The following is a 17906-nucleotide window of genomic DNA, read 5'->3' on the forward strand; positions in this document are numbered from 1 at the left end:
ATGTGTAAAAAAATAATACTCTTTTTTTTTGTTTTTCAACTCGTTTCAGTGTTTGCCCAAGAGCAGAAAATTGTCGCAAAACAAATCGAAATACTACAAAAAGACATCGATATTTTTGTTGGTTTTGATGGTATGGGGAATCTATATTACATCAAGAATAATGTTTTTTATAAAAAAAATAAGCAGGAATTGTGGCAGTATAAAAATGTTTCATTAGGTAAAATCACTAAAATAGACTTCCAAAATCAATTGAAAATAATGTTGTTTTATGAGAATTTCAATACCATAATACTTTTAGACAATCAATTGAATGAAACACAAAAGATTAATTTTTCTGAAAATGAGATTCCAATAATAGTGGAAGCAACAGGAATAGCCTCTCAAAACCGACTTTGGATTTATAACAGTTTGACTCAAGAAATTGGTTTTTTTGATTATTTAAAAAATACTTTTCAATCGATAACGCCCTCTTTTCGAGGAAATTTAAAACACTATGAATCCGATTTCAATACTTTTCAATGGATTGATGATAAATTGAATTGGTATGCAGTAGATATTTTTGGAAAAATCACAACAAAGGGAAAAATATCTGATTTTGACCAAATTCAATTTGGTACCAACCAAGAAATTTTTTTTTCGAAGGACGGAAAATTATTTCTACAAGATTTAAATAAGAATAGTTTTTACACTATTGAGAATGTGGATAAATCATTTAAAAATTTCTTCTACAAAGACCAAATTTTGTCTATTTTTACCGACCAAGGAATTACGAATTATAAAATCACAATACCATAATGCACATAGCAGTAGCAGGAAACATAGGAGCCGGAAAAACGACATTGACCCGTTTATTGGCGAAACATTTTAAATGGGAACCGCATTACGAAGACGTTGTCGACAATCCTTACTTGGATGATTTTTATCATCAAATGGAACGTTGGTCTTTTAATTTACAGATTTATTTCTTGAATAGTCGTTTTCGTCAGGTATTGCAGATTCGCGAAAGCGGTAAAAAAATCATTCAAGACAGAACGATTTATGAAGACGCCCATATTTTTGCGCCCAATCTTCACGCCATGGGATTGATGACTAATCGTGATTTTCAAAACTATTCTTCTTTGTTTGAATTGATGGAATCTAAAGTTGAAGCGCCCGATATGCTTATTTATTTGCGCAGTTCTATTCCTAATTTAGTTGGGCAAATTCACAAACGTGGTCGCGAATACGAAAACACCATTTCTATAGATTACCTCAACCGATTGAACGAGCGCTACGAAGCTTGGATTCAAACGTATACTAAAGGAAAATTACTGATAATCGATGTAGATAACATAAATTTTGTCGATAATCCCGAAGATTTAGGAATGATTATCAATAAAATTGATGCGGAGTTGAATGGATTGTTTTAGAATTCAAATTTCTATAAATTATAAAATATGCCTTTCGAAAGTGAGGCTTTTTTTTTAATTTAGTCTTTTTTAAAACCATATTTCCCAAATAGGGAATTTTATACTATCTTTGACAATCAAAATCATCTATGAGAATAATTGCTAAAAGAACCTTGCAAAATTTTTGGGAGCAATATCCAAACTCCAAACAGCAATTATTGGCTTGGTATCAGGTTTTCGATAAAAATATATTTGAGAATTCGAATGCTATAAAATCTGTTTTTGGTTCAGCTGATTTTGTTGGCAATAATAAAGTTGTCTTTAATATTTGCGGCAATCATTATCGATTAATCGTAAAAATTAATTATTTGACACAAATTGTCTATATTTTGTTCGTAGGAACGCACACTGAATATGATGATTTGAAAGACATTAAAAACTTATAAAAATGGAAATACGTCCTATAAAAACAGAAAAAGATTATGACTTGGCTTTAGAAAGAGTAAACACTCTTTTTGATGCTAAACCCAATACTAATGAAGGAGATGAATTGGATATTTTAGTTACGCTCATAGAAAAATACGAACAAATTAATTACCCAATTCCCGAACCAGATCCTATTGAAGCGATTAAATTTATGATGGAACAAAACGGACTTACAGATGCGGATTTGGGTGTTATTTTGAATAGCCGTTCAAGAGTAACTGAAATATTCAAACGCAAAAGAGCATTAACAATTAGACAAATTCGTTTGCTTACTGAAAGTCTTCATATTCCAGCTTCTACTTTAATTAAAGAATATGCTTTAAAACAATAGTTTTCAATCCTTATTTACACAAAAATGTCCCGAAATTTTCGGGACATTTTTGATTTTATACAGAAACTAAAATAACTATTTCAATGCTTCTACTTTAGATTTTACTTCATCTAATGAACCTTCAAAAACTTGAACATTTTCAGTCCCATTTTCAGAAGTGGTAACAGTGGCTTTTGCTTTTCCATCATTGTTGATAAGCTCGACTTTAATATTTTTGTTTGCAGCTCCTTTTACTGCACAACATGCTTTTTGTTCATGATTTGTTATGAACTTACCATTGGCATCATAATGTGACATACACATTTCTTTTTGCTCAGGTGTACATCCTTTTTCATCACACATTTTGGCACATTTTTCTTTGGTCATAGTGGCACATTTAAACATATCGCAATTGCCCATCATTCCTCCAGATCTCATTTCCATTTTGCTATATGTTTGGTTTTCAGAGGTGCTTCCGTTACCTAAAATTGGAGCAATTACCAATCCTATCAAGCAAGTCAATTTTATCAAAATATTCATTGATGGCCCAGAAGTATCTTTGAATGGATCTCCAACAGTATCTCCGGTTACAGCTGCTTTGTGTGCATCAGAACCTTTGAAACTCATTTCGCCATCAATTAAAACTCCGGCTTCAAAGGATTTTTTTGCATTGTCCCAAGCTCCGCCAGCATTATTTTGGAAAATAGCCCAAACTACACCTGAAACTGTAACACCAGCCATATATCCACCAAGCATTTCGGCTACCATAGAGTTGGCATTGGCATCGCCCATATAAACAAGTTTGCCTAACAATACAATTCCGATAGGGAAACCAATGGTCAGAACTCCTGGCAACATCATTTCGTGCAAAGCGGCTTTTGTAGAAATATCAACACATTTTGCATATTCTGGTTTTCCAGTTCCTTCCATAATTCCTGGAATTTCTCTGAACTGACGACGTACTTCTTGGACCATATCCATGGCGGCTTTTCCCACAGAATTCATTACCAAAGCGGAGAAAACTACCGGTATCATAGCACCCACAAATAACATTGACAAAACGGGTGCTTTAAAAATATTGATTCCGTCGATTCCCGTAAATGTGACATAAGCAGCAAACAATCCAAGCGAAGTCATTGCAGCCGAAGCGATAGCAAATCCTTTTCCGGTTGCAGCAGTAGTATTTCCAACTGAATCTAAAATATCGGTTCTGGTGCGAACTTCTTTTGGTAGTTCACTCATTTCTGCAATTCCACCTGCGTTGTCCGATATTGGACCGAAAGCATCGATTGCTAATTGCATTGCAGTTGTTGCCATCATTGCAGAAGCGGCAAGTGCTACTCCGTAAAAACCAGCAAATGAATACGATATCCAAATGGCCGCAGCCAAAACAATAACTTTTGGGAAAGTAGAAATCATTCCTGTTGATAAACCTGCAATAATATTGGTTCCAGCACCAGTTGAAGATTTTGCAACAATTGCCAGAACGGGTTTTGTACCCAAACCTGTATAATATTCGGTAACAGATGATATTATGGCACCAACAACTAATCCGACCATTGAAGCATAGAAAACTCGCATTGATGAAATTTCTTTTAAGCCTTCGCCAAAGAAATTCATTTTCATGGTTTCTGGCAGCATATATTTAATTAATACGAAACAAGCAATAGCTGTAAGCAAAATAGAAATCCAGTTCCCAATATTTAATGCTCTTTGTACTTGTGCTTCTTTTGCATTATTATCCGAGATTTTTACAAGCATGGTTCCAATAATAGAGGAAACTATTCCAAAACCGGCTATTGCCATTGGTAATAAAATAGGACCAATTCCACCAAAGATATCTTGAATGTTTCCACCCATATCTTTAATCACATAATTCCCTAGAACCATTGTAGCAAGAACTGTTGCCACATAAGAACCAAATAAATCGGCACCCATTCCAGCTACATCTCCAACATTGTCTCCAACATTGTCGGCAATGGTAGCAGGATTACGGGGGTCGTCTTCTGGGATTCCAGCTTCTACTTTACCTACTAAATCTGCTCCAACATCAGCCGCTTTGGTATAAATTCCACCACCAACTCTTGCAAATAATGCAATAGATTCCGCCCCAAGGGAGAATCCGGCCAATGTTTCCAATACCGTTGTCATATCTTCGGTTGAAGTCCAAACTCCACCCATATATACATTAAAAAGAATAATGAAAAATCCTGTAAGGCCTAAAACAGCTAATCCTGCAACGCCTAATCCCATTACTGTTCCACCGCCAAAAGACACTTTTAGTGCTTGTGGCAAACTTGTTCGAGCAGCTTGTGTGGTTCTAACATTCGTTTTTGTTGCTATTTTCATTCCCAAATTTCCAGCCAAAGCCGAAAAAATGGCGCCAAAAATAAAAGCAACTACAATTAATAAATGTGATGAATTTCCTGGTAAAAAGGTAAGACCCGCCAAAACAATACTAGCTATGATAACAAATACAGTCATTAATCTGTATTCTGCATTTAGAAAAGCCAAAGCACCTTCGTGGATATATTCTGAAATTTCTTTCATTTTACCATCTCCAGCATCTTGTTTTAATACCCAGGCTCTTTTTATTGCCATAAAAACTAATCCTACTAATGCTAGAATTATTGGAACATAAATCATTATTGTGTTCATAATATCAATTTTAATAAATTCAATGTTAATAAATTACTAATGTTTGATTGCAAACGTACTATATTGAAACTGAAAAAGCAATATTCAAACGAATGAATATTGCTTTATAGAAAAAAAATTGTGATAGAATTTATTAAATCTTAAATAAATCGTCCGGTTTATTCTCAATATTGTTAAATCGTTCTGTACATTCATCAATGATTGCCAAGGCTTGAGTAAGATCTCCCCAACCTTCTACATCAACTACTTTGTTTTCAAGGTCTTTGTAAACTTGAAAGAAATGTTCGATTTCTTTTAATAAATGTGGATTTATATCTCCCAAATCGGTCAAGGAATTCCAAATAGGATCTGAAACAGGTACACATATTATTTTTTCGTCTGGACCTTTATCATCAGCCATGTGGAAAACACCTATTGGCTTCACCTCCATAACACATCCAGGAAAAGTCGGCTCATTAATTAAAACCAAAACATCTAGTGGATCTCCGTCCAACGCTAATGTTTGCGGAATAAAACCGTAATCTGCAGGATACATCATCGAAGAAAATAACATTCTATCAAATCGAATTCTTTTCAATTTGAAATCATATTCATACTTGTTTCTACTTCCTCTTGGTATCTCAATCAGTACATCAAAAGTTTTGTATTTTTCTCTAGCCATTTTATTTTTATTTTTATTGTCGCAAAAATACACAAACAAAATTCTTTTACAATATAAAATAGGCATATTCCTCAGACTGTCATCTTAATAAACCACTTTCCTGTTTCTTTTGCTTAAATAATAATGCCATAAAAGATAAGTGGCTACAGATTTATGTGGACTCCATTTGGAAACATAATTTTCCATTTCTTGTTTGTCTTGAATGTCAAGGAGTTCTTTGATGGTATTTATTACAGCAATATCTCCAAGCGGAATGATGTCTGGTGCTTGAAGCGAAAACATCAAATAAATGTCGATTGTCCAGTTGCCAATACCTTTGATTTTGATTAATTCCTCCCGAACTTGCTCAGAAGATTTGGTTGCCAAGCTATCTAAATCAATATGATTATTTATAATTGAATGCGATAAAGCCTTTATATAAGAAGTTTTTTGTCGGCTTACGCCAATGTTCCGAAAGGCATCATCTGAAAATAAAAGCAACGATTCTGGATTAAAATGAGGTTGTTTTGTTTTTAATTTTAGAAAAGTGGCTTTGGCCGAATCGATGGAAACTTGCTGTTCGAGAATTAATAACACTAAGGTCTCGAATCCTTGAGGACGTTTGGGAAGTATCGGCAAACCATATTTTTCAATAATAAAATTGAAAACAATGTCTTTTTCTTTCAGATATTGGATGGCTTCTTGCATACTAAAAATAAAACCCAAAGGAAATTTTTGTTGCAAATTTATTGGCATCGGGCATATTGAGATAATTGCCTCTCCACGAAAAATCAATACGCCAAAATTTGAAAATGTTACCAATTCCTGTGCTGTATTCCCAATACACTTTGTCGGGTGCATTATACACTAATCCCGAAGCGTTTATGGTTCTATTTTCGTTTGAAACGGTTCCGTAAACTGATTTTACGCCAATATTTTCGCGCCAATTGAGTTTTCGCATAAAAGGAATTCTAGCAAAAAATCGCCCTTGAAAATCGTGGTCCCAATTCAAAGTTACGTATTGATCGGCAACAAATTCATAAAATTGAAGGTTGTTGAATGTGTTCGAAATGCGGAAAAGTGATTGATTTCCTGGTACAATGCTCATTAAACCGAGTGGAATGTAACCAAATGTTTTCCCTATTTCGACGGTAATATCTGTTCTCCCTAGTGGGCCAATTATAATGGGTTGTTTGTAGTATAATTGTAATTTTTTATAATTGAAATCACTCGAAAACAAGTTTTTGAATCCCTGACTGTACGTGACCAAAAGACTTGTAAAAGGACTATCGGTATTGTATCTTTCGACACCAAAAGCAATAGGAATCCTTTTTGGAGTATATTCGACTTGAAAATTTATTTCAGACTGTTTTACTTGACTTTGGATTGTCGTTTGGGATAAATCGGTATAATAATCTAGGCTGAATTCTGGTGATGCCGATAGCAATGTTCGATAGGAAACACCAGTTGAAAAAGTTAAGTTTTTTACAGGTTCAATTTCAACTTGAACGTTGCTCAAATTGACATTCGTAAGTTTGTTGTTACTGCCAAAAGTAAATAATCCCGAAGAAGCATAATTTCGTCCAACAATATCATTTGTTGTGGTGAGCGATGCGCCAATTTGCTCGATGTCTCTTCGATTCCCAGCAGAAATGATTACTCGTTTTTTGGGTTCCAGCATCCATATACCAGTAACTCCATATTTGAATTTTTCATCTTTAAACCCATAGGCTATATATCCTTGCAATCGCCACGGGTCATTAGGGTCAGTATAAGTTCTTACTCCAGTTCGCAATCGCAAACCTTCGACAGAATTTTGTCCAATTACAGAATAAATAGGACCATAATCTAATTCGCCAAAATGAATGTAACCACTATCAACTATTTCGACCAGGCTATATAACTGTTGGAATTTTTTGACAGTCTGTAAGGTGTCAAGCATTTTATACACTCCTTTTTCGTCTTTGGTGAGGTTTTCAAATCGGTTTTCATCCCAATAGGCCTCGGATTTGTTATAGACGTCTTTGTCTAAATAATTGACTTCATCTTTATAAAACTTCTCTGGCTTTTCGGTATTGAATTTATGATCTCTGTATAAGGAAGTTCGTTTTCCGTAAACACCTTTGGAGTTTTCTTTCTTGTTTAAAGCAAAATCCGTCATCATATAATCTTTGGTCATCAGGAAAATAGAATCATTCATAACTTCAAATTCCTGTTCGATATAAATGTCTTTTACCCAGTTAATATTGGCGCTTCTGGTGGCAGCCAAATTAATTTTTTTGATGGCAAAAGTGGTATCGCTCACCCAGAAATCGCCTTTGAAAGTCAATTCGTTTTTTCTCCTTGGATAGAAAACAATGTTAAAACACTTTTTGTTATCGATGTAAGCACTGTCCCTTAAAATATAATTATAAACATCGACTCCGGTTGTCGAAAGTGGGCTTGTGAAACTTTTGTCAAAGAAAGTAAGGTGATTGTCATAAATGTCGAAATCGGTATATAAATCATTTACAAAAGCTAAAATTTGCTGATTCCCGTTAAAGCCTGAGGTTTTGTTGGCTTTTGTTTTGACTTTAACTTTTTTTAATTTGTTGTCACCATAAACGTCTGACAAGGCTTCATTAATAAAAATAGGCAAATAGGTTTTTCCTGTTATCTTCGAGGTGTCTACCTGCTTGAAAATAAATTCCATTCCGTTGAACAACTTATTTTTCATATAAGCACTATCAATAGTATTCATGTCAAATTCTATTTTTTCGTACTTTTCCATTTGGTATTGGTCAAAAAGGTACAAACCGTTTTTGCGTCTTCTTTCCCAAATTTTTCTAAGAATATCTAATGCTGGATTGTCTTTTTTGGAAGTTTTTCCTCTGTAAATCACAACTTCATTTAAAGTTTCAATTTCTTTTAATTGAATCTTGAAATTATAATTGATTGCTTTTTCTAAATCAATTTCCTTGTCGGAATAGCCCACCGAGGAGATGATAATGGTTTTATAAGTTTTTGAAGATTCTAAATAAAAAACACCATCTTCACTAGAAACAACCCCTTCACTTGAGTTTTTGAAAGCAATATTCGCAAAAGGAATGGGTTTGCTTTGCTTGTCTAAAACTACACCGCTAACTTTTGTTTGAGAGAAAACGGAAGTTGTAAAAGCAATTAAAAAAAGCAAATAATTCAAAAAATTCTTTATCATAATCAAAAAAAAACTCCATCAAATTTAGATTCTGATGAAGTTTCAAATTTAGTTGATTTCAGACATTAGTTTTCTTAAAGTGACTAATATTCAGAAAAGTTTAACAGCTTATTTATTCAATACCTTTTTTACTGCTTTGATAACATCATTAGCATTTGGCAACCACTCTTTTAGTAAAACTGGCGAATATGGTGCTGGTGTATCTGCTGTGGTAATACGTTGAATTGGCGCATCAAGAAAATCAAAAGCTTGCTCTTGAACGATATAAGTTATTTCAGAAGAAACACTTGCAAATGGCCAAGCTTCTTCAAGAATTACTAATCTATTTGTTTTTTTAACCGAAGTTAAAATAGTTGCATTATCCATTGGGCGAACTGTTCTCAAATCGATAATTTCACAAGAAATACCTTCTTTGGCTAATTCATCAGCAGCGATAAATGCTTCTTTGATTATTTTTCCAAAAGATACTATGGTAACATCTGTTCCTACTCTTTTTACATCAGCAACGCCAATTGGAATGGTGTATTCTCCTTCAGGAACTTCTCCTTTGTCGCCATACATTTGTTCTGATTCCATAAAAATTACAGGATCGTTATCACGAATAGCCGATTTCAAAAGCCCTTTGGCATCATAAACATTCGATGGAACTACCACTTTAAGACCTGGTGTATTGGCAAACCAATTTTCCAAAGCTTGAGAGTGTGTTGCTCCAAGTTGTCCTGCTGAAGCTGTTGGACCGCGAAAAACGATAGGAACATTAAATTGTCCACCAGTCATTTGACGCATTTTGGCAGCATTATTTATAATTTGGTCAATTCCAACCAAACAAAAATTGAAAGTCATATATTCAACAATAGGTCTGCAACCATTCATCGCCGATCCTACAGCAATTCCGGTAAAACCAAGTTCAGCGATAGGAGTGTCAATCACTCTTTTTTCGCCAAATTCAGCAAGCATACCTTTAGAGGCTTTGTAGGCACCATTATATTCAGCAACTTCTTCACCCATTAAGTATATTGATTCATCGCGTCGCATTTCTTCGCTCATCGCCTCACAAATGGCTTCTCTAAATTGTATTGTTCTCATAGTTTTCATGTTGTTCTGTAAATTTCGAATCGCAAAAATAATTATTTTAAACCACTTAAATGCAAAAATTATGTTTAAAATAACAAGGGGCGAATCCCGCTAATCGCTATATTTTTATTTACTTAAGGAAAGCAAGTAATAGATTCCGCTTTTATCAGGGCTATTAAAACTATGCAAGAGAGCCAGTTTAAACTAAGTTATGAATCCAACAATCAAAATTATCTTCCTATTTTTTTTACAATCAAGGTTCTATTTGCAACAAAATGACTTTATTATGAAGGATTTATAACAAATACAAATACAAAAACAATTATGAATTAGTTATTTTTTCAAGAGCTTTCTTGTTGTTGTACTCATACTCGTTTTAACCTTCAAAATATATAAACCCTCATTTAAATGAGCAACCTCAATTTTTCCGTTTTTAGGAACGCCATTAAATACCAACTTTCCATCAATGCCATAAATGGATACCATTTTTATTTCGGTACCACTATTGGTCGCAAATTTCAAATTTTCCGAGAATGGATTTGGATAAATTAAAATATCATTAGTAGCATCCAAATCAAACTCTTCACTATCCAAAGGGGAGGTGACTTCATAATTTTTAATGTTTTTAGCCATAATTACTTTGTTTCCGCATAAAATTGCAATGTCAATCCGTCCATCATTATCGAAATCTCTAGCCCTCATACTTGCCACATTATTTCCGCTAGGAATTGTCAAAATATCACTAGCATCAATAAAGTTTGCATTTCCGGTATTAAAAAAAAGTTTAGGTTGCGGACTAAAATGAGATGTACAGGCAAAATCTATTTTGCCATCATTATTAAAATCTCCAGCCTCAATCCATTTAATCCAATTGTTAGATGCTGTTCCCCAGTTTTGCGGAATATTAGCGGTTGCATCTGTGAATGTTCCATTTTGATTATTGATTAACAATTGGATTTGGCACTTTTGATATTGATACAGGGTCGACATTAACAAGTCAGGCCAAGTGTCATTATTAAAATCTGCAACTGCCATTGAAACTGTCCCCCAAGTACTACTTCCATGTCGATCTGGAAGAGGGATTCCGCTTGTAAAAGTTCCAGTACCATTATTTAATAATATTAGATCTTTAGCAATTCCACCACCATCAATGGCTCCTAAAATCAAGTCTTGATCATTGTCTTTGTCAATATCAACAAACCTACTTGACATATATACTGATGATAAATTAGCAATTTCACTAGGGAAATTTGTTGTGGACACATAAAAAACACCACTGCCGTTATTGATTAAAAATCTTGGCCCCACACTAGTGCTATTATAAATATTACAAACATAAATATCTAAATCCCCATCATTATCTATATCGGCTGTTGCGGTATTATGGCTAAAATCAAGAACATTCGGAATATTTCCTGCTACATCTTGCAACTCTCCATTACTATTTTGAGTATAAAATCTATTCTGGCCTCCTGGGAATGGCGATACGTCAGTTCCATGATCTGCAATAAAAAGATCCGTTTTATTATCCCCATTAAAATCACCAATGCAATAATCTCTTGGATGAACCACCTGATTTGAACCTAAAATTGAATTTGTATTCGTAAAATTCATATCGCCATTATTAGAGAATGTCAATAATGGTGCGGAAGATGCCGGAATTGTTGGTGGCCATATAAGAGACGAAACTAAAAAATCCTCGTTGCCATCATTGTTAAAGTTTATGACATAAATATCTTCGTAACTATGAGAAATAGTAGGTAAATTTATTACTGAAAATTCGAAAAAAGGTCCTAAGTCAGAAATTAAACCAGAAACGGGGTCTTGCGACTCTGTATTCGAGGTGATACCTCTTATGAGATGATTTGCATTCGGAGAAAAATCGGTTATTATTTGACCCAAGTTTTCGTTCATGGGATAACAAGCTAAAAGTCCCGCCTCATTCCCTGATAAATTTACTTCTTTATTCGATAAAATTTCAGCAGAGGTTCTTTCTACATTCCAAACTCTAACTTGTTTTATGGCTCCATTTATACCGCAACATGTAGTTTGTGAGGCAGGAGTCGCTCCTGACCCAATACTAAAAGGGACATTTGGAGAAGCGTTTGGAAAACCTGGACTGTTTTGTGTAGCTACTAAAACGCCGTTTACATACAATCTCAAAACACCTAAATTTAAAGTAGCTGCCAGATGAGTCCATGTGTTTAGAGCAATTTCATTTGGACTTGTTGCCGTGGCATAGGACCCAGCTAATCCTGTGGTTTGAACAAATTCAGGCTTTAGACCAGTTCCATCAAAAGCAATTACATAGTTTTGAAATGGGTCGTTGCTTCTTGGATCTAGAGTTTTGCCCATTACGATTCCATAAGCCGAAGCTGATTTAAGAAAAATCCAAGCTTCCATGGTAAAAACATTTCCTAAATTTAAAGTTGAATTTGTACTGCTCAAAAAAATCTGGTCACCGTTGAATTTTTGTGTGTAATCTTGAGCCGGCTGCGCTAATGATGAAATAACAAATGAAAAGAAAACGAGTAAAATTTTAAAATTAGATAGGTAATTATTTTTCATGTTATTAAAGATTTGGTTAGTCAATAATTATAAGTAACAAGTATACAAATTTTAACAATAAAAAAAAATACCTACAATGAGGTATTTTTTAAACCAAAATGATTTCATTTTCTTAAAAGTGGAAATAAAAAAGGATCGATTTCAAAGTAAAAAGAATGTTCTAAAAATTATTGATCTGACTTCCAATATAAAATGACATCTTAATTCTCTGCAAATATCTTTTTTACGAAATCGATATAATTGTTAAAAAATATTATGCGCGCATAGTATATTATTCAAAATAATATTATAATTTTGTAAAAGAATTTTAGAAAATTAAATATCAACATATGAAAATATTAGTTTGTATAAGCCACGTTCCCGACACTACTTCGAAAATTAATTTCACCAATGAGGACTCCCAATTTGATACTAATGGAGTTCAGTTTGTGATTAATCCAAATGATGAATTTGGATTGACCCGTGCCATTTGGTTTCAAGAACAGCAAGGTGCAACTATTACTGTTGTTAATGTTGGCGAAGCTGAAACAGAACCAACCTTAAGAAAAGCACTAGCTATTGGAGCCAATGATGCCATTCGTGTAAACGCGAATCCAACAGACAGCTTCTTTGTTGCCAAACAACTTGCCGAAGTCATAAAAAATGGAGGCTACGACATCGTCATTGCAGGAAAAGAATCTTTGGATTATAATGGCGGAATGGTACCAGGAATGATTGCGGGAATTTTAGGATATAATTTTATAAATTGTTGTACCGATTTAATTATAGATGGCTCTAATGTAAAAGCAAATCGTGAAATTGATGGTGGAAGAGAAACTGTTTCAACCACATTACCTATTATAATTGGTGGTCAAAAAGGATTGGTCGAAGAAAAAGACTTACGCATCCCGAATATGAGAGGAATTATGACTGCTAGGGCAAAAACCTTAACCGTAGTAGAGCCAGTCGAAGCTTCGGTCAATACTAAAGCTGTCAAATTTGAAAAACCAGCTCCAAAATCGGCTGTTAAATTAATTGCTGCTGATAATTTGGACGAATTAATCAATTTATTACACAACGAAGCGAAGGTTATATAGCAATCAGTGTTCAGTGTCCAGTATTCAGTGCGCAACTTGAAACTTTAAACCTGAAACTTTAAACAAAAAAATTATGTCAATATTAATATATGCAGAATCCGCAGAAGGAAAATTCAGAAAAGTAGCTTTCGAATTGGCTTCCTATGCAAAAAAAGTAGCTGAATCTTTAGGAACAACAGTTACAGCAGTAACCATAAATGCTGGAGACACTTCGGAATTATCAAAATATGGAGTTGATAAAGTCCTTAAAGTTACCAATGATAAATTGTCTGGTTTTTCAGCAAAAGCGTATGCCGATGTCATCAAACAAGCTGCTCAAAAAGAAAGTGCAAAACTGATTTTATTATCCTCAACTACAGACAGCATTTACCTTGCTCCATTAGTTGCCGTTTCGCTCGAAGCTGGATTTGCTTCAAATGTAGTGGGATTGCCAGTGAGCACTTCGCCTTTTCAAGTTCGAAGAAGCGCTTTTTCAAACAAAGCATTCAATATTACCGAAATAAGTAGTGATGTAAAAATTATTGGCCTAGCCAAAAACTCTTATGGAATTTTCGAAAACACATCTAACTTAGCCGAAGAAGATTTTAATCCAACTATTGGAGATAATGATTTTGGGATAAAAGTAGCATCTGTTGAGAAAGTTTCAGGAAAAGTTTCCATCGCCGATGCTGACATTGTTGTTTCAGGAGGTCGAGGATTGAAAGGTCCTGAAAACTGGGGAATGATCGAAGAGTTAGCCGAAGTTCTGGGCGCAGCAACTGCTTGTTCAAAACCAGTATCCGATTTAGATTGGAGGCCTCATTCAGAACACGTAGGTCAAACCGGAAAACCTGTTGCCGCAAATTTATATATAGCCGTTGGGATTTCGGGAGCCATTCAGCATATTGCAGGTATCAATTCGTCGAAAGTAAAAGTGGTTATCAATTCAGATCCTGAAGCTCCATTTTTTAAAGTTGCCGATTATGGAATTGTTGGAGATGCCTTTGATGTTGTTCCTAGATTAATTGAAAAACTAAAACTTTTTAAAGAGCAGAATTAAAAATTTTATAATTCTAATACCAAAATAGCTGCCTAAAAATAAGATAATTGTATCTTTGCTTTAGGTAGCTTTTTAGTTCCGCTTTTTTTGATTAAAATTGCACATTATTTTAATTAAAAATAACTTTATATAAACAAGCACATTCTGCTTTTTCTCTTAAAAACATGAGTTTAGTCAAATTATCAATAAAAGGAATATCCTACAGTCAAACTCAAAATGGAGCTTATGCCTTGATATTGAACGAAGTCGATGGTGATAGGAAATTACCAATCGTTATAGGGGCTTTCGAAGCACAATCGATAGCTATTGCTTTAGAAAAAGAAATAAAACCACCTCGTCCTTTGACTCACGATTTATTCAAAAATTTTGCCGACCGTTTCGATATTGTGGTCAAACAAATTATCATTCATAAACTAGTTGATGGTGTTTTTTACTCCAGCATCATTTGCGAAAGAGATAAAATCGAAGAAATAATTGACGCCAGAACTTCAGATGCAATTGCGTTGGCTTTGCGATTCAATGCTCCAATTTTTACTTATAAAAACATATTAGATAAAGCTGGGATTTTCTTAAAATCAAACCCTTTGAATCCCGAAAAAGATTCTCAAGAAATAGACGATGTGCTTTCAAATCCTGAAACTTTCAAACAGAATGAGGAAAGCAATACATCGGGCGAAACCTATTCAAAACACAGTTTGCAAGAATTAAATGAACTGTTGGAACAGGCTGTAGAACACGAAGATTATGAAAAAGCCGCCAAAATTAGAGACGAAATTTCAAAAAGATAGTTTTATATCAGATTTCAGAATAAAAAACAAAACTTTAAAAACGAACAGATTGCTTCGTTCCTCGCAATGACATGAAACAATATTTAGATTTAGTAAAACACGTTTTAGAAAACGGAAATCAAAAAGGAGACCGAACAGGAACTGGAACAAAAAGTGTTTTTGGTTACCAAATGCGGTTTGACTTAGCCGATGGTTTTCCGATGGTGACCACCAAAAAGTTACATCTAAAATCAATTATTTATGAATTGCTTTGGTTTCTCAAAGGCGATACAAATACAAAATATCTTAAAGAAAACGGTGTAAAAATCTGGGATGCTTGGGCAGATGAAAATGGGGATTTAGGTCCGATTTATGGTCACCAATGGCGCAATTGGAACAGCGAAGAAATAGATCAAATTGCGGATCTTATCAAAGAACTCAAAGCCAATCCCAACAGTCGTAGAATGTTGGTTTCAGCTTGGAATCCGAGTGTTTTGCCAGATACTTCAATATCATTTGCCGAAAATGTAGCCAATAATAAAGCGGCTTTGCCACCTTGTCACGCCTTCTTTCAATTTTATGTATCCGACGGAAAATTGTCTTGCCAATTGTATCAAAGAAGTGCCGATATTTTTCTTGGCGTTCCTTTCAATATTGCTTCTTATGCTTTGCTAACTATGATGATTTCGCAAGTTTGCGATTTGCAAGTGGGCGAATTCATTCACACTTTTGGCGATGCACACATTTACAACAACCATTTTGAGCAACTCGAATTGCAATTGTCGCGCAAACCAAAAGCATTGCCAAAAATGATTTTGAATCCTGCTGTAAAAGACATTTTTGAATTTACTTATGAAGATTTCACACTAGAAAATTACGAGCCTCACGACGCTATAAAAGGAAGTGTTGCGGTGTGATTATGTAACTAGACAAAGTAACTTAAATAAGGGGTGAATTAAAATGATTTTCAAAGTCCAACATGCAAGTTGTTTGCAGTTTTGTAAAAACCGAAACTAATTTTTTTAATGAATTATAGATTAACTGAATATATATTTTATCTTTTTTACATTCTAGCAATTGCATTTCTATTCCTAACTACAAAAGCCATTTTAAAAAAGCGTTATCAAAAAACAAAGTACTTAAATCTGAAAGCAATTGGTATAGTTTTGATAATTGAATTGCCTTTAATTTTTTTAATGTTTTGTTTGGTTGCTTGGTATTTATTAAAAGATCAGCCTTTTTAAACAAATTAAACCCCGATAGACAGATTTTCAAACTTTACCAATAAAAATAGGCAAACAAGTATAAAATTATTTACATAAAAATAACACCATGCCAACCCCAGTTTCAGAATGTTTGTATTGTCAAAACAACGAAACCTTACACCATTTAATGATTAAAATTTGTGATTTAGAAGTATCACAATTGTTCTTGTTTAAAGAGCAATCTTACAAAGGTCGCTGCAATGTAGTTTACAAAGATCACGGCGTCGAATTTCACGAATTGAGCGATGACCAGCGCAATGCCTTCATGCGCGATGTGGCAACAACGGCAAAAGCTATTGCTGCTGCATTCAACCCAGATAAAATAAACTATGGTGCTTATGCAGATACTATTTCACATCTTCACATGCACGTAGTTCCAAAATACAAAGACGGTTATGGTTTTGGAGGCGTTTTCGAAATGAACCCACAAAAAACCACACTATCTGATACAGAATATACAATGGTAATAGCAAAAATTAAAGCGGGATTATAAAATTCGCTTTTTGAATGCTAATACATAAAAACAAAAAATCCGCTGAATAGGAATTCGTATTAAGATTAAACCTCTAAGACACCGTTCTCAGCGCCAGCAAATTCGTTCCATTTGAAAGAATCCGATTCAGGCTCGTTAATGAAAGCACCATCAATTACATACTTAAATTCATAAGAGGCATCCTTTGGTATATCAAAAACACCTTTGAAAGTGCCGTTTTTCAGTTTAGACAACTCGCCTTCAGATGGATTCCAATTGTTGAAATCTCCTACTACTGATGCGGTGTTTGATTCTTTTGCCTCAACCGAAAATGTAACTTTACAAACTGGTTTTGTTTTTATAAATTGTTTTTTAATAGACATAACTATTTCATTTTTAGAATTATGGAACAAATGTAAATTAGATATTTGAGCTTTCAATGTTTAAAGTGAAGTTTTATGAGTATGATAAATTTTTTCATAAAATTAAAATGCATTCTTAATTTTAAATTAAATATATTTCTAAATTCAAAATTCTAAAACGTTTTCTCTTTTAATATTATTCAATTAAAAATAATGAAATTGCAAAATTATTTTTATCTTTATAATCTAAATCTTTCATTGTGGAAAAAGAACAACACGAACAATACGAATACGCCAGAAAAAGATTAAAACAAAAAAAAGGACTATATTTTCATTTTGTCCTACTAATTTTGGGAAGTATATTTATGTTTATTTCCAATCATTTTGCAATTTTTGGAATAACTTCAAATTGGTGTATTTGGGTAATTACATTTTGGTTTTTCCTTTTTATTTTACATTTTATAAAAGTGTTTATTACAGATCGGTTTATGAATAAAAATTGGGAAAGGGATCAAATTGATAGGCTAGTTGCCAAACAAAAACATAAAATCGATCAGTTGCAAAACCAAATAGAAGAAGATTCTTCCAAAAACCCTCAATAACAA

At 33.8% G+C, this 17906-nt stretch carries 17 protein-coding genes; 10 read left to right on the forward strand and 7 right to left on the reverse strand.

Annotated features, from left to right (window positions below):
* The 4 genes from FNW17_RS08900 (at window position 1) to FNW17_RS08915 (ending at window position 2205) form a co-directional block, all read left to right on the forward strand.
* The gene (locus FNW17_RS08900) at window positions 1-795 is read left to right on the forward strand and encodes a hypothetical protein (RefSeq protein WP_144071459.1); all 795 of its coding nucleotides are present in this window, start codon (window positions 1-3) and stop codon (window positions 793-795) included.
* The gene (locus FNW17_RS08905) at window positions 795-1409 is read left to right on the forward strand and encodes a deoxynucleoside kinase (protein WP_143389693.1); all 615 of its coding nucleotides are present in this window, start codon (window positions 795-797) and stop codon (window positions 1407-1409) included. Before FNW17_RS08900 ends, FNW17_RS08905 begins: the two co-directional genes overlap by 1 nt.
* Before the next feature lie 128 nt (window positions 1410-1537).
* The gene (locus tag FNW17_RS08910; protein WP_143389694.1) at window positions 1538-1834 is read left to right on the forward strand and encodes a type II toxin-antitoxin system HigB family toxin; all 297 of its coding nucleotides are present in this window, start codon (window positions 1538-1540) and stop codon (window positions 1832-1834) included.
* 2 nt (window positions 1835-1836) lie between these two features.
* On the forward strand, window positions 1837-2205 hold the full coding sequence (locus FNW17_RS08915) for a helix-turn-helix domain-containing protein (RefSeq protein WP_143389695.1): 369 nt from the start codon (window positions 1837-1839) through the stop codon (window positions 2203-2205).
* Window positions 2206-2280: 75 nt separating this feature from the next.
* On the opposite strand, the gene FNW17_RS08920 is transcribed toward FNW17_RS08915, so the two are convergent.
* From FNW17_RS08920 to FNW17_RS08945, 6 genes are all read right to left on the reverse strand, one after another.
* A complete protein-coding gene (locus FNW17_RS08920) occupies window positions 2281-4842 on the reverse strand; it encodes a sodium-translocating pyrophosphatase (RefSeq protein ID WP_144071460.1) in 2562 nt (853 codons plus the stop codon).
* Window positions 4843-4975: 133 nt separating this feature from the next.
* Window positions 4976-5503, reverse strand: coding sequence for an inorganic diphosphatase (locus tag FNW17_RS08925; RefSeq protein WP_143389697.1), 528 nt, complete (start codon window positions 5501-5503; stop codon window positions 4976-4978).
* A gap of 84 nt (window positions 5504-5587) precedes the next feature.
* Window positions 5588-6226 carry a DNA-3-methyladenine glycosylase family protein gene (locus FNW17_RS08930; RefSeq protein WP_317129774.1) on the reverse strand — a complete coding sequence of 213 codons (639 nt, stop codon included), beginning with the start codon at window positions 6224-6226 and terminating at the stop codon, window positions 5588-5590.
* The gene (locus tag FNW17_RS08935) at window positions 6192-8678 is read right to left on the reverse strand and encodes a DUF5686 and carboxypeptidase-like regulatory domain-containing protein (protein WP_143389698.1); all 2487 of its coding nucleotides are present in this window, start codon (window positions 8676-8678) and stop codon (window positions 6192-6194) included. Before FNW17_RS08935 ends, FNW17_RS08930 begins: the two co-directional genes overlap by 35 nt.
* 108 nt (window positions 8679-8786) lie before the next feature.
* Window positions 8787-9764 (reverse strand): pyruvate dehydrogenase complex E1 component subunit beta, encoded by a 978-nt coding sequence (locus FNW17_RS08940; protein ID WP_143389699.1) that lies wholly within the window; start codon window positions 9762-9764, stop codon window positions 8787-8789.
* A 321-nt stretch (window positions 9765-10085) separates the two neighbouring features.
* On the reverse strand, window positions 10086-12320 hold the full coding sequence (locus FNW17_RS08945) for an FG-GAP-like repeat-containing protein (protein WP_143389700.1): 2235 nt from the start codon (window positions 12318-12320) through the stop codon (window positions 10086-10088).
* 329 nt (window positions 12321-12649) lie between these two features.
* On the opposite strand from FNW17_RS08945, the gene FNW17_RS08950 reads away from it, so the two are divergent.
* The 5 genes from FNW17_RS08950 to FNW17_RS08970 all read left to right on the forward strand — a co-directional run bounded on the left by FNW17_RS08950 (window position 12650) and on the right by FNW17_RS08970 (window position 16960).
* A complete protein-coding gene (locus FNW17_RS08950; RefSeq protein WP_143389701.1) occupies window positions 12650-13396 on the forward strand; it encodes an electron transfer flavoprotein subunit beta/FixA family protein in 747 nt (248 codons plus the stop codon).
* Window positions 13397-13469: 73 nt separating this feature from the next.
* Complete coding sequence (locus FNW17_RS08955; protein ID WP_143389702.1) at window positions 13470-14435, forward strand: electron transfer flavoprotein subunit alpha/FixB family protein; 966 nt, start codon at window positions 13470-13472, stop codon at window positions 14433-14435.
* A gap of 164 nt (window positions 14436-14599) precedes the next feature.
* On the forward strand, window positions 14600-15223 hold the full coding sequence (locus FNW17_RS08960; protein ID WP_143389703.1) for a bifunctional nuclease family protein: 624 nt from the start codon (window positions 14600-14602) through the stop codon (window positions 15221-15223).
* Window positions 15224-15294: 71 nt separating this feature from the next.
* Complete coding sequence (locus tag FNW17_RS08965; RefSeq protein ID WP_143389704.1) at window positions 15295-16119, forward strand: thymidylate synthase; 825 nt, start codon at window positions 15295-15297, stop codon at window positions 16117-16119.
* Between the two features lie 415 nt (window positions 16120-16534).
* On the forward strand, window positions 16535-16960 hold the full coding sequence (locus tag FNW17_RS08970; RefSeq protein ID WP_143389705.1) for an HIT family protein: 426 nt from the start codon (window positions 16535-16537) through the stop codon (window positions 16958-16960).
* A 65-nt stretch (window positions 16961-17025) separates the two neighbouring features.
* Here FNW17_RS08970 and FNW17_RS08975 read toward each other — a convergent pair whose 3' ends face one another.
* Entirely contained in the window at window positions 17026-17322 is a 297-nt protein-coding gene (locus FNW17_RS08975; protein ID WP_143389706.1) for an isoamylase early set domain-containing protein, read from the reverse strand.
* A gap of 239 nt (window positions 17323-17561) precedes the next feature.
* Between FNW17_RS08975 and FNW17_RS08980 the strand changes: the two genes are divergently transcribed.
* The gene (locus FNW17_RS08980; protein WP_143389707.1) at window positions 17562-17903 is read left to right on the forward strand and encodes a 2TM domain-containing protein; all 342 of its coding nucleotides are present in this window, start codon (window positions 17562-17564) and stop codon (window positions 17901-17903) included.
* The last annotated feature ends 3 nt before the right edge of the window (window positions 17904-17906 follow it).

The organism is Flavobacterium franklandianum (assembly GCF_007097365.1).
Taxonomy (GTDB): domain Bacteria; phylum Bacteroidota; class Bacteroidia; order Flavobacteriales; family Flavobacteriaceae; genus Flavobacterium; species Flavobacterium franklandianum.